The sequence below is a fragment of the Micromonospora sp. NPDC002411 genome, from assembly GCF_053592955.1.
In genome coordinates, this window is the sequence record NZ_JBSFBM010000005.1 from 48,092 (window position 1) to 63,027 (window position 14,936).

General features: G+C 69.7%; 11 protein-coding genes. 5 read left to right on the plus strand and 6 right to left on the minus strand.

The window, feature by feature from the left end:
* The first annotated feature begins 36 nt into the window (after positions 1–36).
* The 3 genes from ACWCO3_RS01650 (at position 37) to ACWCO3_RS01660 (ending at position 4,796) form a co-directional block, all read left to right on the plus strand.
* Complete coding sequence (locus ACWCO3_RS01650) at positions 37–1,227, plus strand: radical SAM/SPASM domain-containing protein (RefSeq protein ID WP_357936963.1); 1,191 nt, start codon at positions 37–39, stop codon at positions 1,225–1,227.
* A complete protein-coding gene (locus ACWCO3_RS01655) occupies positions 1,224–2,246 on the plus strand; it encodes a zinc-dependent alcohol dehydrogenase (RefSeq protein ID WP_167524862.1) in 1,023 nt (340 codons plus the stop codon). Before ACWCO3_RS01650 ends, ACWCO3_RS01655 begins: the two co-directional genes overlap by 4 nt.
* 66 nt (positions 2,247–2,312) lie before the next feature.
* Positions 2,313–4,796, plus strand: a complete 2,484-nt coding sequence (locus ACWCO3_RS01660) for a tetratricopeptide repeat protein (RefSeq protein ID WP_450007937.1) — start codon at positions 2,313–2,315, stop codon at positions 4,794–4,796.
* A 36-nt stretch (positions 4,797–4,832) separates the two neighbouring features.
* Here the strand turns inward: ACWCO3_RS01660 and ACWCO3_RS01665 are convergent, their stop codons facing one another.
* A complete protein-coding gene (locus ACWCO3_RS01665; protein ID WP_167524863.1) occupies positions 4,833–5,327 on the minus strand; it encodes a nuclear transport factor 2 family protein in 495 nt (164 codons plus the stop codon).
* 36 nt (positions 5,328–5,363) lie between these two features.
* A complete protein-coding gene (locus tag ACWCO3_RS01670) occupies positions 5,364–6,023 on the minus strand; it encodes an MSMEG_1061 family FMN-dependent PPOX-type flavoprotein (protein WP_145783267.1) in 660 nt (219 codons plus the stop codon).
* Positions 6,024–6,297: 274 nt separating this feature from the next.
* Between ACWCO3_RS01670 and ACWCO3_RS01675 the strand changes: the two genes are divergently transcribed.
* Both ACWCO3_RS01675 and ACWCO3_RS01680 read left to right on the plus strand, forming a co-directional pair.
* Positions 6,298–8,472: a HelD family protein gene (locus tag ACWCO3_RS01675; RefSeq protein ID WP_358053475.1), complete on the plus strand. Its 2,175-nt coding sequence runs from the start codon at positions 6,298–6,300 to the stop codon at positions 8,470–8,472.
* A gap of 115 nt (positions 8,473–8,587) precedes the next feature.
* On the plus strand, positions 8,588–9,814 hold the full coding sequence (locus ACWCO3_RS01680; protein ID WP_358053473.1) for a PQQ-dependent sugar dehydrogenase: 1,227 nt from the start codon (positions 8,588–8,590) through the stop codon (positions 9,812–9,814).
* Between the two features lie 66 nt (positions 9,815–9,880).
* On the opposite strand, the gene ACWCO3_RS01685 is transcribed toward ACWCO3_RS01680, so the two are convergent.
* From ACWCO3_RS01685 to ACWCO3_RS01700, 4 genes are all read right to left on the minus strand, one after another.
* The gene (locus ACWCO3_RS01685) at positions 9,881–11,776 is read right to left on the minus strand and encodes a CocE/NonD family hydrolase (protein WP_450007941.1); all 1,896 of its coding nucleotides are present in this window, start codon (positions 11,774–11,776) and stop codon (positions 9,881–9,883) included.
* A gap of 114 nt (positions 11,777–11,890) precedes the next feature.
* A complete protein-coding gene (locus ACWCO3_RS01690) occupies positions 11,891–12,469 on the minus strand; it encodes a TlpA family protein disulfide reductase (protein WP_358053468.1) in 579 nt (192 codons plus the stop codon).
* A complete protein-coding gene (locus ACWCO3_RS01695; protein WP_358053466.1) occupies positions 12,466–12,900 on the minus strand; it encodes a hypothetical protein in 435 nt (144 codons plus the stop codon). The genes ACWCO3_RS01690 and ACWCO3_RS01695 overlap by 4 nt, the downstream gene beginning before the upstream one ends.
* Before the next feature lie 85 nt (positions 12,901–12,985).
* Positions 12,986–14,854, minus strand: coding sequence for a M6 family metalloprotease domain-containing protein (locus ACWCO3_RS01700; RefSeq protein ID WP_145785718.1), 1,869 nt, complete (start codon positions 14,852–14,854; stop codon positions 12,986–12,988).
* Positions 14,855–14,936 lie beyond the last annotated feature (82 nt).

Sequence of the window (14,936 nt, forward strand, 5' to 3'; positions counted from 1 at the left end):
CTGGGGCTTCCATCCGCCGACAGCGAGGGGCCATGCATGACCGACCGCGAGCCCGGCTCCCACTCTCTCGAGAACCTCACCATCTCCCTCACGCTGGCCTGTAACCAGGCATGCCAACACTGCTGGGTCGACGCCGGGAAGGCACAGCCCGGCGAGCTCGACGACGACGAGATCCGGTCGGTTCTCACGCAGGCGCGCCGCCTGGGCGCTCGGCACGTCAAGTTCACCGGCGGTGAACCCCTGCTGCGTCCGGGCTTCGTCGACCTGATGCGCTGCGCGTACGACCAGGGGTTCCGCATCTCGTTGGAGACGAACGGCACCGTCCTGAGTGAGGCGACGCTGGGCGAGCTCACCCGGATCGGTGACCGGCTACACCTCTACGTCAGCCTGGACGGCGCGTCGGCGGCCACCCATGATTCCTTCCGTGGGCAGCGCGGCGCATTCACACGTACTGTCGACAACCTTCGCCGGCTGCGCGACAACGACCTCTACTTCTCCATTCACACTGTCGTCCGGCGGGGCAACCTGCACGAGGTCCACGACATCCTCGACCTGGCCGGCGACCTGGGCGCGTCCCAACTGAAGCTGATCCTCAGCGTGCACGAGCTGGGGCGTGGCCACGGCCTCGCCAAGGACGTCATCGACGCCGACGAGCTGTTCGACCTCCTGGCCCGCCTGCCGCCGCAGCGCCTCTGGGACTACGCCTGGGATCCGCACCGATCGCGCACGCCGGTGCTGATGACCACCCTTCCGCCTGCCTTCCAACCGGACGGCGCGACGACCACCTGTGGTTGGAGCAAGTCCTTCCTCGCCGTACTCGCCAACGGCGAGGTGGCCATCTGCCAGGGCATGTACGAGTTCGACCAGGCCAAGGCCGGCAACGTTCGGGATCGCTCGCTGGCCGACATCTGGCAGGAGAGTCCGCTCTTCACCAGCACCCGGGCCTGGCAGGTCGACGACCTGCACGGGGTCTGCGGCAACTGCGCCGTCGCAGAGTCGTGTCGCGGGTTGTGCCGGGCCAGCGCCATCGCCCGCTACCGCGACCTGCGTGCTCCGTACCCCCTCTGCCAGGTGCTCTACGACGGCGGCCACTTTCCCGCGACGATGTTGCGCGACGCCGCTCGTCCCACCCCGTACGCCGACGCGGAGCCGGCGACGGAGGGCGGGCCGGGTCGGCGTCTGCTCCCGCTGACAGCGCTGTCCTCGACCGGCCCCGGTGGTCGGTGAAGCAGGCGGTCTTCGTGGCGCCGCGCCGCGTCGAGGTCCACGACGTGCCCGAGCCCCGGCGGGCTGCTCAGGAGGTGCTGGTCTCGGTCGGCGCGTGTGGGATCTGCACGTGGGAGCAGCGGGTGTTCCGCGGCGTTCGACCCGAGTACCCGCTCCTCGGCGGGCACGAGGTGGGAGCGGTAGTCCTCGACGCGCCTCCCTCGACGGGCCTGCAATCGGGCGAGGTGGTCGCCGTCTCACTGCTTCCGCGTTGCGGTGACTGCCCGTTCTGCCGGGCCGGCCGGAGCAACCTGTGCTCGTACGCGAAGGCCGCGGCGCCGCGGCGGCAGCCCCAGGGGCCCAGGGGTATGTCCGACCTGCTCGTGGTCCCGCATGTCGACGTCTTTCCCGTCGGACCGGCGGCGACGTGCCAGGACGCCGCGTTGGTCGAGCCGACGGCCTGTGTCGTCCACTCGCTCGATCGAAGCGGATGTCGACCGGGAGATCTGCTCGCCGTGTTCGGCCTCGGGTTCACCGGGGCTCTTCACCTTGCCGCCGCCCGCGCCCGCGGCCTGCGCACGGTCGGCGTCGCCACAGCCCGCGACGCGGACGGACGTGCGCCGGTCGAAGCGGATGTGGTCGTCGAGCCGGACGGGCGGGACCCGGCGCGGAGCATTCGCGACGCGGTCGGATCGGAGGTGGCTGCGGCCGTCGTCACCCGTGGCGGCATCGCGTCGATCGAGGCGGCGCTGGAGGTCGTCGGACTCGGCGGTCAGGTGGTCCTGTTCGAGTCCGTGGCCCCGTCGGTTCCGCTCGACCTCAACCTGCCGCGCCTGCGCAGCGGAGAGATCTCGTTGACCGGTTCCGTGAGCCACACCCGGGAGGACTTCGCCGCAGCCGCGGCGCTGGTGGCGTCCGGGGCCGTGCCGACCCAGGGCCTGGTCGGCCGAGCCTTCGAACTGGCGGACGCCCAGCAGGCGATGCTGCACGCAGTGACTCACCCCGGTCGTCGGACGATGGTGCTGCCGAGAGCTCGGTGACGACACCGTCTCATCTCGACCGATGGTCCGATCACGAGGTGGCGGCGAAGCCCTACGGTGCTAGGCATGCTGGCAGATGTCCTCGTGCGGGCCGTGGAGACGGCGGTCGGCGCCCACCTCCGCAAGCGTGACTTCGATCGGCGGCTGCGAGCGGCCACCGAGCGCGCGGTGGACCGGTTCCGCGACCGGCACCTCTCGGTCGACCGGGAACTGACCCTGTTCCTCCTGGACGACGCGCCCGTTCTGGACCTGCCCAGCGTCGGTGAGGCTCTGCGGCAGCTCGTGTTATACCCGGCCCGGTCGGAGGACCAGGCGAGCCAGGACTTCGCGCAGGTGCTCCGACGGTTCGCCCCGGCGGTGGACGAGGAGAGGGTCGACCGGGCGTTGCAGGAACTGGTCCGCTGCCTACGCGACGAGCTGCAGCACCTGCCGGAGCTCCAACCGTCCTTCGCCCTGATGTACCAGCAACAGCAGCTCGAGGTGTTGCGGGCGACGGCTCGGCCGACCTCCCCGTCACAGAGCGACCGATCGTCGCGGCACAACCTGCCACACCGGACGTACCACCGCCTCGTCGGGCGTGCCACGGAGCTTGAGCTGGTGCTCAAGCGGATGCGTCCCGAGGACCGGACGTGGGTGGTCGTGATCGACGGCATCGGGGGCGTGGGCAAGACGTCACTGGCCCTGGAGGCGGCATACCAGCTGATCGACGGCGACCCGGGGCAACGGCAGTTCGACGCGGCGATCTGGGTCTCGGCGAAACAGACTCTGCTGACGGCACACGGCATCAACACGCGGCAGCCCGAGCTGGCGGTGCTCCGGGACCTGTTCACCGTGATGGGCTCGGTGCTCGGACGCGGCGAGCTGATCCAGATGCCGTTCCGCGAACAGCGGGCTGTCATCGGGGAGCTGCTCTCCGGTGACACCAGGGTCCTACTCGTCCTGGACAACCTGGAGACCGTCGACGATGACGAGATCGCCGCCTTCCTGCGCGACCTGCCCCAACCCACCAAGGCGATCGTCACGTCCCGGCACCGCCTCGACGTCGCCTACTCCCTACGCCTGTCCGGGCTGCCGGTGGATGAGGCGGCGCAGTTGATCGCCGCCCAGGCCGACCAGCGTGACCTGGTGCTGAGCCAGGCGGAGGCGTCCGCTCTCACTCGCAAGACGGGCGGTATTCCGCTCGCCATCGTCTGGAGCCTGAGCCTGATGAACCTCGGGCACTCGGTCGAGTCCGTGCTCCGACGCCTCGGCTCCGGTCACAGCGACATCGCCGCGTTCTGCTTCCGGGAGAGCGTCCGGGCGCTGGAGGGCACGGAGGCGTTGTGGGTGCTCGCGGCGATCGCCATGTTCGAGGATCCCGTGGACCGCACTCTCCTCGGCCGCGCGGCGGGCCTCGGCGAGGACGTCGTCGCCCGGGACGACGGCATCCAGACGCTCATCCAGCTGTCACTGATCGATCTGCGGGCCGGCATGTTCACGCTCCTGCCGCTGACACGGACCTACGTCGAGCGCCTCCTGGACGAACAACCCGACCTCCGCGACCGCGTACGTACCGCCTGGCTGACCACCATGCTGGAGGTCGCCGCCCAGTACCGGCTCCCCGATCCGAGCTGGCGTGATCTCACTCGGCTGCGCTCCCTCGGCCCGCACCTGCACGTCGCGTACGGGTGGGCGCGTGACAGCGGGCAGGTCCACCACGCGCTGGCGCTCGCCGGTGCGGTGCTGGCCGACCTCGACGCCGTGGGCCGGTGGGACGACCTGCTCGCGACCTGCGCGGAAGTCGAGAGCTACGCGTCCTCCACGGCTGCCGACGATCTCGTCCTGCACACCGGCTGGTACCAGAACTGGATCTACGCGCAGCGCGGCGAGTTCGACCAGGCGTGGCTTGCCCTCGACCGGGTCTCGCACCTGCCCACGACGCCCGAGGAACGGTTGCGCCATCAGGTCTGCTGCGCGCAGACATGCCGTCGGGAGGGACGCCACAAGGAGGCCGCGGCGCACCTCGACCAGGCGCAGGCGTTGGTGCCCGACCTCACCACGCCTGCGGCGTCCGGCCTGGTGGCCCACCTGACCTTCGAGGCGGGGAAGCTGGCACGCGACCTGGGCGACTGGGACGCCGCCGAGCGCGCCTTCCGCGAAACCAGTCGAGTGTTCGATCCCGAGGCGGTCACCCGGGCGTTGGCCGACGGCGAGACGCCGACGTATGACCCCGAGTGGGCGGTACGCGTTCTCGGCAACCTCGGCGTGGTCGAGCATCGCCGCGACAACCTCGCGTCGGCCTCGGCGTTGCTCCAGCGGGCGGTGGACTTCACCCGGGAACACGGCAGTGCGTCCAACCTGGCCACTCTCCTGATCCGTCTCGCCGACGTCCAACTGGACCAGGGCCGAGTGCACGAGGCTGCCCAGACGCTGGGCGAGGCGACTCGGCTCGCCGGCCGACTCGGGATGCGGGAGGAGGAGCGGGCCGGCGAGCGGCTGACGCTGAAGCACCGTGCTCTCGGCGGAGCGGCGGCACCAGAGGGTGGCTCCGGGTCGACGTCGACCGGATGAGGGCGAGTTCGACGGCGGCCGTTGCTGACGAAGCTGCTATCGGGGTGCCACTCTCGGCATGATCTTCTGTTCACCGGTGACGGCCATCGAGTGCATCGCGCCACTGGCGAGCGGGATGAGCCGGGCCAGGCCCGGCTGTCCGTTGCGCCGGGCCAGGTCGGGGCCGAGGCGGGTCATCAACAGAGTCAGCGCCGGTAGGGGCCGGACGTAGAGGGTGATGTCGCTGATCAGGCCGTCGGCGCCCAGGCGCAGCCGCTGGGCTTCGTAGAGACGCGTCGCGCCGACCCGCGCCTCGTAGAAGAGGGCCACCGTACGGCCTTCGGCGACCTGGTCGGTGTAGGTGATGTCGTCGATCGCGGCCAGGGCCACGTCGAGCAGTGTGCGTACCTGCCGGTGGCCTCGAAAGGTGAACTGCTCGGTGATCGGCGAGACCACAGTGACGTCAGGGCTGAGGGCGGCGACCGCAGCAGCGGCGTCCCGCGCCTCGCCGGCGGCCCGCCACGCGGCGACGGCGTCATACGACTGGTCCACGGATGCCCCCATGTTCGCTGGTTGTCGGGAGGGCTCTCACTCGTAGCGGTACCTGAGCGAGTCGGCCTCCGCCTGTTCGATGTCGGCGATCGTCAGTTCCGGCATACGCAGCTGGGCCAGCGTCACCTCGGCCGAGGTCGGCTGGGCGTCCGCCGGCAGCCACTGCTCCGGCTTCCAGGCCCCGCTGCGCAGCAACGCCTTGGGGCAGTGCGGGTAGACCTCTTCGATGCCCACCACCAACGCACTGGCTGGCGGCTTGCCCACGGCGGTGAGTTGCGACAGCAGGTCGGGGCGGGTGGAGACACAGGCCCGACCGTTCACCCTGAGCGTCGTGGTGCGCCCCGGGATGACGAACAGCAGCCCGGCTCGCCCCGTCGTCACGATGTTCTGCAGGCTGTCCAGACGCTTGTTGCCCGTCGCGTCCGGTATCGCCACCGTCCGCGCGTCCAGGACGGCGACGAACCCGGCGGGGCCACCGCGCGGGGAGACGTCACAGTTGCCCTCGGCGTCCACGCTGGCGACCAGGACCAGCGACGAGCAGGCGATCAGCTGCCGGGTCTGCTCGGTGAGCTCGGTCATCTGCTTGCGTACTGCCGCGTCGCTCGGGAGTTCGTAGGCCCGACGCAGCGTCTCGTGGTCGCGCACCGCGTCGTGACGCAGCGAGTCGAAGGCACTGGTGGCAGGGGCCGACGTCATACCGCAGACACTAATGGAACGACTCGGCAGACGACGTCCCGAGAACGCCGATGCCGCCCCTCCGGCCCCTCGCTCGCAGATCAGATAAGGACCGTCCTGTCAATAAGGGAATCACTATTGATTGCGGCCACAATCGACCCGGAACTGCAAGAAATTGAGATTCCCATCTCTGTCGGCGGAGTTCCTGGCCGGCGAGGGAAACCACTTCTATGCTTGCCGCCGAATGCGCTGCGGCCCATCCGGGCCGGGATGACACGAATACAAGGACTTGCGAATGCGCCGGGAGTCTGCCCTGAACAACGGCCCTGCTGGGGTCAGCGGAGTAACACCGGACGGCGAACCGTCGACCTCTACCGCAGATGGCGTCGCGCGCCGATCCGCGGTCGCCGAGGAGCAGGCATTTCTCGACCTGGCCACAGCCCAGCGCGACAGGGTGGTCGACCACCTTCAGGCCGAGCTTTCGTCGGATGCCCTGGACGCGTTGGAGCAGGCCCGGCAGCGCATGCTCCGCCGGCAGTACGAGGAGCTACGGCGAGCACAGGAGGGGCTGGTCTTCGGCCGGCTCGACGATCTTGACGGCACAGTGCGACACGTGGGTCGGGTCGGTCTCCGCACCGACGGCGAGGACAGTGAGCCGCTGCTACTCGATTGGCGCGCTCCCGCGGCTCGCCCGTTCTACACCGCGACGGCTGTCGACCCACAGGGTCAGGCACGGCGCCGTCACATACGAACGAGGGATTCGGTCGTCGTCGGGGTGGACGACGAGCCACTGGACGGGACGGTCACCGGGGAACTCGTGGGTGAAGGCGCGCTCCTTGCCGCCCTCGACCAGCGGCGTACCGGCCACATGTCGACGGCGATCTCCACGCTGCAACGCGAACAGGACGACATCATCCGGGCTGAGGCGACCGGTCCGCTGATCGTCCAAGGGGGTCCCGGCACCGGTAAGACAGTTGTTGCCCTGCACCGCGTCGCCTACCTGCTGTTCGCCCACCAGCGGATGGCCGACCAGGCGGTCCTGGTCCTCGGCCCTTCGCCGCGGTTCCTCCAGTACATCGCCCAGGTGCTGCCCGCTCTCGGTGAGACCGCCGTCGTCTCGGCGACCTGCGACACCCTGCTACCCGAGATCCGCGTGGGCCGCGACGAGAGCAGGCTCGTCGCCGAGATCAAGGGGCGCGCTCTCTGGCAGCTCGCGCTGGAAAACTACGTCACGTCGCTGCTCCCCCGGCCCCGCGAGCTGACGTTGCGCTGGGAGGGTGAGTCCTACGTCATCGCAGCCGAATCGGTGACGCAGGCGCTCGCCTCGGCGGTGGAGGGACGCTCGTACCACCGCGCCCGCGCCGCGTTCGCCGAGCAGTTGCACCACCTGCTCGCCGAAGCCGTCGTCGAGCATCGCGAGGCGCTGATGGACGAGATGGAAGAGGGCTTCGAGGACATCCTCGCCCGCGTCGACAGGGACATGCAGCAGGACCACCATTCGAGTCGGAAGCCCGCCGGCAGTGACATCGACGGATTACTGTCCGAGGAAGAGGTCGAACACCTCCGTGATCGGATCGCCGAGAACGCCACCATCGCCCGGTTCGTCGAGGCATGGTGGCCCACCCTCGACGCCGAAGCCCTGTTGGGTGGTTTCCTGACCGACCGCACCCTGCTGACCCGGTTCGCACCGCAACTGTCCCCCGAGCAGATCACCGCCGTGTCGGCCGAGCCTCCACAGTGGGCATCGAGCGACATTCCCCTGCTCGACGCCCTTGCCGACCTACTCGGCGAGGTCGACGCCCCGCACCCACAGGGTGAGTTCGTCGCCGACCGCGCCCGCCGGCAGCGCGGGTGGGTGTACGGCCACGTCGTCATCGACGAGGCGCAGGAGCTGTCCGAGATGCAGTGGCACATGGTGCTGCGGCGGTGTCCCAGTCGCTCCATCACGGCGGTCGGCGACATCGACCAGGCGGAGGCAGCGCACCGGCACACCAGTTGGGCAGAAGCGGTGCGGGCTGCCTTCGGGGACCGCTGGACCGCCGCGGAACTGACCATCTGCTACCGGACCCCGCGTGAGGTCATGGACCTCACCGCACCCGTCCTGAAGAAGGCGGGCAGCCGCAACGCGCCGCCACGGGCGGTACGCTCCTCCGGCATCACCCCCTGGGAACTGACGATCACACCCGCCGAGCTTGCCGGCACCGCCGCCCAGGCTGTGCGACAGCTGCGGCAACGGTGGTCCGGCGGCACGGTCGGCGTCATCGCCCCCGCCGACCGGATCACCGAACTCGTGGCCGTGCTGGGTGACGTGCCAGTGCTCACCGCCACCCAGTCCAAGGGACTGGAATGGGACGCGACGCTGGTCGTCGACCCCCACCGGATCGCCGCCGAGCCGCGCGGCTGGAACGGTCTCTACGTCGCCCTCACCCGATGCACGCAGGAACTCGGCCAGCTGATTCTCACGCGCTGACCGACGAAGAAGCCGCACGCACAGGCTCCGAAAAGGTTGGATATCGACTCGATTCGATGTAGCGTGGGAACGCTCCCAGACCGCGTCCACCACCACCTTCATCGAGGAGCTGACCATGTCGCGACGACGTCGTCGCCCGGCCACCATGCTGGCCGGGCTGCTCATCCTCACCCTGTCCGCGCTCCTGTCGCCGCCGGCGTCGGCGATCGGCAGCGCTGCTGGCCCGTCCGGCACTCGTGCGGTGCCCCTCACCGAGCTGACCGTGGTATCCGAACGGGTGGCCTTCGGTCTGCAGCGCCCGATCGCGATCACCGGGCTGCCGGACGGCCGGATGCTGATCGCGGAGAAGGCCGGCACCGTCCGCGCCTACCACCCCGACACCGGCCTGGCGGCCGATCCGGTGCTCGACCTGAGCGCCCGGGTCGACACGTCGGACAACGAGCGTGGCCTCCTCGGCATCACGCCCGCGCCGAACTTCGCGCGCACCGGGATGCTGTACGTGGCCTACACGAGCCTGCCGGCCGGCACGTTGACCCTGGCGCGGGTGCCCCTCGGGGCGCCCGACCGGTTGCAGGTGCTGCTCACCCAGGAGCACCCCGAGTACGGCAACCACAACGGCGGGCAGGTGGCGTTCGGCCGCGACGGCTACCTCTACTGGTCGACCGGCGACGGCGGCGGCGCGAACGACCCGTTCAAGAGCGGCCAGAACCTCGGCACCCTGCTCGGCAAGATCGTGCGGATCGACGTCAACCGCTCCTGCGGCGGAAAGCCCTACTGCGTACCCTTCGACAACCCGTTCGTCCGCACGCCAGGCGCGCGGCCGGAGATCTGGGTGTACGGGCTGCGCAACCCGTGGAAGTTCTCGATCGACCCGGTCGACAACTCGCTGTGGATCGGTGACGTCGGCCAGGGCCTGATCGAGGAGATCAACCACATCCGCCCGTCGCAGCGTGGCGCGAACCTCGGCTGGTCCTGCCGCGAGGGCACGCCGGTCTTCGACCAGACGCAGTGCCGGCCGGGCGTGCGGCTCACCGACCCGATCGCCGAATACGACCACTACATGACGGAGAACTGCTCCATCATCGGCGGTCAGGTGTACCGGGGGTCCGTCACCCCGGAGGCGCGGGGGACCTACATCGCGAGCGACTACTGCTCGACCCGCGCGTTCGCCATCCGTGCCAAGTCCACGGGTGGCTACGAGTCCGCTGAGATCGGCACCTTTCCCACCCAGCCGACGGCGTTCGGCGCCGATGTGAACGGCGAACTGTACGTGCTCAGTGACCTCCCGGGGTGGCTGAGCAAGGTGCGGTTCGAGCGGGTCCAGCCCGCCTCGAACCGCTGACCCTCGAAACAGTCCGCAACACCCGTGGGGACGGCCGCCTTCGGGCGGCCGTCCCCGATCAGCCGGTCAGAGACCGGCGGCGTGTGCGGCGGCGGTGCCGCCGACCACGGGCAGGACGATGTTGCTGCTCTTCAGCGCGACCTGCAGGTTCGCGGCGGTGGTGTCCGCCTGGCTGGAGTACTGCGGGTAGCTGGCCACGATGATCACGCCGACCCGGTGGCCGGGCTTGAAGACGTAGTCCTCCGGCAGCAGCGGGAAGCTGAAGTTGTACGACTCCCCCGGCACCAGCGGCACGCCGACGCGGATCGACTGCCGGTTCTGGGCGTCCATGATGCCCTTGGTGACCAACTCGTAGTCGGCAGTGGCCACCCGCTTCGCCGTCTGCTTGTAGCAGCCGTCGTCCGTCGGGCTGCTCTGGCCCCAGCAGTCCTCAGTGGTCAGGGTGATGATCCCCTCGCCGGAGGCCCGGTGTGCGACCCGCTCGTCGGTGCCGTAGTCGACCAGGATCGCCCCGAGGTTGGTGTCGGTCTGGTCGGCGGAGGCCCGCAGCTGCACGGTGGGGGTGCCGGAGATGTGCAGCGGCGCGGTCAGTGGCGCGGAGAGGAAGGCCAACCGGTTGGGCTGCACCACGTCCGGGTTGAGGATCATGGTGTTCTGGCTCTGCGTACGGTTGTCCTGGAAGGCCCCGGTCGCCGGCTTCGCGGTGGGCACCAGCCCGAGACCGCCCGCGCCGGTGGTGCCGGGCTGGAGGAACACCTCGGTGTCGGCCTTGCCGGGGATCGGCCAGTCGGCGTGGGTCTCCCACACGTCGGCGGAGCGCTCCAGGTCCACCCGTGGCTCGTCCATGATGCCGTTGGCGACGCCCTGCAACCAGAAGTCGAACCACCTGTGCAGCGTCGACACCCACACCGCGCGGCGCGAGTCGAACGGGTCGACGTGGCCCTCCTGCGACAGCCACAGCTTGCGCGGAACGTTGTTCTCCGCCAGGGCGTACCAGAACTTGCTGAAGTGGTCCGGCCGGACGTTGTCGTCGTTGAGGCCGTGGTAAAGCAGCACGCTGGCGGTGACGTTGGGGACCTTCTTGACGTAGCTGCGCTCGTTCCAGAAGGCCGTGTAGTCGCCGTGTTCGTCACCGTCGGCGGCGGCCAGCGCGTCGCGCACCGGCTTGCAGTAGTCCCGGCGCTCGGGGTTGGTGACCGTGTTGGCCAGCGACGCCACGTAGCTGTTGCCACGGGTGATGACGCCGTTGCTGCGCACGTAGTCGTAGTACTCGGTCGGTCCGCTGATGGGCACGACAGTGGTCAGGCCCTTCACGCCGGTCACCGCCGTGGCCATGGCCAGCGAGCCGTCGTACGACTTGCCGATCATCCCGGTCTTGCCGTTGTGCCAGTCCGCCTTGACGATCTGACCGGCGGCGTTACGGGCGGTGGCGCGACCGTTGAGCCAGTTGATGGCCTGCTTGGCGCTCAGGTTGTCCTGGTTGGCGTTGGTGGTGGGGCAGCCGGTGGAGTTGTTGGTGCCGACCATGTCCAGCAGGATGACCGCGTAGCCGCGCGGCACGAAGTAGTTGTCGTAGAACAGCGGCCACTTGTCCAGCAGCCCGTCGCCGTCGAGGTCCGCCTTGCACTCGGACTCGTTGCCTCGGCAGACGGTCGAGTAGTAGGGGCTGGCGTCCATCACCACGGGGGCCTTGAGGCCGTGCGCGGTGGCGGCCGGCCGCATCAGGTCGAACGCGATGATGTCGCGCAGACCGTCGTTGTCACTGTCGAAGGTGGAGTCGATGAAGAGGCGCTCCCGGATGGCATCGGCGTAGCCGAACACCGGCTGGGTGACACCGTCCTGGACGACTATCGACGGCGCGTCGTCCGCCGCCTGCGCCTGCGGCGCCGCACCGAGGGCGGCGAGCACTGTCGCGGACAGTACGGCCACGCCCGTGCGCCAGCGCGTTCCCCTTGTAGCCATGCAGTCTCCTTGATGTGTCCGAGGTTGCGTAACGCTACGAGCTGGCGGTCTGTGCCACCACCTGCACGTGTAGGAACTTCGCCGGGTGTGGTTCGACGGGGTCGAGGCGCCTGGCTACGGCTGGCCGGCCAGCACCAGCTCCCGCAGCCGCTGGTCGAGTGCCGGGGCGTCCAGGCCACCCGGCCAGCCGCGGAGCAGGGCGCCCCCCTTGGCCACCAGTACGACGGCCGGTGGCTCCCGCACCGCGTACGAACGCCAGATCGTCTGCTGGTCGTCGAGGACGACCGGATATTCCACCCGGTGGGCGCGGAGGTAGTCCTGGACCTCGTCGGCCTGGTCCGTGCCGGCCACGCCGATGAAGACCACCCGGTCTCGGTAGCTGCGGGCCAGCTCGCTGAGGGCCGCCTGGCTGCTGGCGCAAGTGGTGCACCAGGAGGTGAAGAAGGTGAGTACGACGGGACGCTGCGCCCACACGTCGGCGACGGCGAAGGGACTGCCGTCGGTCAGCGCGCCGGTGAACGCCGGGGCGGCCGGGGCGGTGCTGGGCACCGGGCGCAACGCCAGGTCGGCGGGGATCGGCCCGGGCAGCGCCGCCGCTCCTCCGGCGGGTGGCGGTGCGGGCGCGGGCTCGGGCGTGCTGCATCCGCCCAGCAGTGCCACCGCCAGCACCATCGGCAGGAGTGCCCGCCTCATGACGGGACCACCGCCACCAGCGCCGGGCCCTCGCTGCTGTCCGACGTGAGGTCGAGCGGCGGCCGGCCGTCCACCTCCAGCCGGTAGGAGTCCCGCTGCGGCACGCGTACCGGGATGGCGAACTCGCAGTAGGTGGGTAGGCGCTCGACCCCCAGGTCTTCGGCGAACGCGGCCACCGCGGTCCCGGCCGTCAGCTGACCGCTGGCCACCGCCGCCCCGTCCGGGTCGAGGACGCGAAACGGCGACCGGTTGTGGAAGTGCTGGTACGGACCGGTGCCGGCGCAGTCCACCCCGGCGGCCCGGATGTTGATGTCGCGGACCAGGACCCGGACTGTCGTCGGGGAGACCGCCTCCTCGGCGGTGCCGACGGCACCGCAGCCGGTCGCGCCGGCCAGCAGCAGGGGCAGCAGAGCCATGGTGCTTCGCCGCACGTCATCCTCCTCTCGCCCGCCTGCCGGGTCCGCGGCGGTGGGCCGCCGCGGACCCGCCAGGAACGGGGTCAACCTCGGGCGTAGGTCAGGACTTCTCGACCCGGCACTGCTTGGTGACCGTCTTCGTCGGGTCGCTCTCCGAGGTCGCGGTGAGCTTCACGAATCCGGTCTCCGCCGCGGCGGCGGTGGCACCCACCGACACCTTGACAGTGGTGGCCTTGCCGAACTGCGCGGTGGCGAGCTGGTTGGGCAGCCAGGTCCGCCAGCCCTTGCCGGCCACCTCCGCCGACAGGCGGTAGACGTCCGACTTCAGGTACGCGCTGACGTTCTCCGGGTGCTGCTGCCCGCCGGCCGAGTACGTACCGGTGTTGGTCAGGTCGAACGAGCAGGTCACCCCACGGTTGGTCGGCTTGCCGCCGCCGGTCACCTCGCCCTTGCCCAGTGCCACGTCGTGGCTGCTCGGCCCGCCGGTGCCGTCCAGCGAGCGCACCGCCACGGTGTAGGACAGCGAGCCGGCCGCGTCCCGCTTGAGGTCGATGATGTAGAAGTGCAGCCGGTTGGCCTCGTCGACGTACTCGTACTGGCTGCCGGTGTCCGCGCCGGCGTGGAACAGCGCGTCGGAGAGCTGCCGGTAGTCACCCATGGTGATCTTCTGCGGGGTGCCGTCCGGCCGGTAGAAGTCGATCATGTTGATGTCCTGCGGGTTGGCGTCCACCACCCACTGGAATGGCGCGCTGTCGGCGTTCTTCGTCTTGCTCAACAGCACGCCGCTGTCCGGCGTGAACGAGTCCGCGCCCATCCGGTCGACGACCTCGACCGTGTAGTTGTTGAAGCTGCCACCGTCGCAGAGCGGGTCGGTGCTGACGCCGCACGTCGGCGACAGGTCCTTGTTCAGCGCGATGTTCACGCCGCTCAGACCCTTCGGGCCGGCGTCGACCGCCCGGGCCGTGACCTGCGCGACCACCAGGCCCGAGGAGGCCAGCGACTCCCGTGACAGCCGCAGAACGTGCTCCTCGCCGAGCAGGCCGATCTTGAGCTTGTCCCGCACTGTGTGCAGCGAGCCCATCGAGCCGCCGTTGGTGGGCGGGATCTGCCAGCGGGTGTGCGGACCGCCCGGGCCGTTGAAGGACCCGCGCGACATCATGCTCCAGATCCCGGTGTACGCCCTGCGCAGCGGCTCGCCGTACGGGTTGTTGTAGTTGTCGCCGATGCCCAGCAGATGGGTCAGCTCGTGGGCGTAGACGCCCATGCCCGAGCTCTCCCCCTGCGTGGAGGAGCCGCCGCCGGCGTTCGGCCACAGCGTTGCCGCCGCCTTCCACGACGTCCAGTCCACGTAGCGGGTCTTGGCCCAGTTCGGCAGGTTGGGGTCCGGCGGGCCCCAGGCGTCCGGCACGTCCTCCTTGTTCTGGAAGATCATCTGCCCGAACTCCTGCCAGGTCGACGACTCGTCCTGACCGGCGCTGAGGATGAACACCAACTCGTACTGGTTCGCGACCTCCTCACCGACAGCCGCCCGCCAGGCACCCAGGCCGTCGGTACGGATGTTCTTGCTGCACACGTCCCCGCTCGGGCAGGCGCCCGGGTTGAACCCGTTGTCCAACCCGTACTGGTAGGACTTGGCCGGCATCTGGTACGGCCCGAACCCGGTGAGGTCGACGCCGTAGCGGCCGTTGGAGTCCTGCATCCAGTACTCGTGCAGGGTGTGGCCCTTGTTGAGGGTGTTCGGTGTGTTCAGGAAGTCCTGGTAGAACTTCGGCACGTCCGTGCGAGGAATGTTGGTGGCGACGGACTGGGGGTTGCCGAACACCGTCGAGCGGGCCCGCTGGGAGACCGCGAACGTCTCGTCGGGATAGTCGAGCGCCACCAGGGCGATCTTGAAGTTGCGGACCGAGCCCGACACGCTCGGGTCGGCCCAGTTCTTGCCGGGCACTGCCTTGTAGTCGTTCCAGGTCATCGTGTCCGGGTTCTGCCAGGCCTGCGGGTGCGGGAACTGTGTTCCCGGCTGCCGACACTTCCCCCACCCGGACAGTCATAGT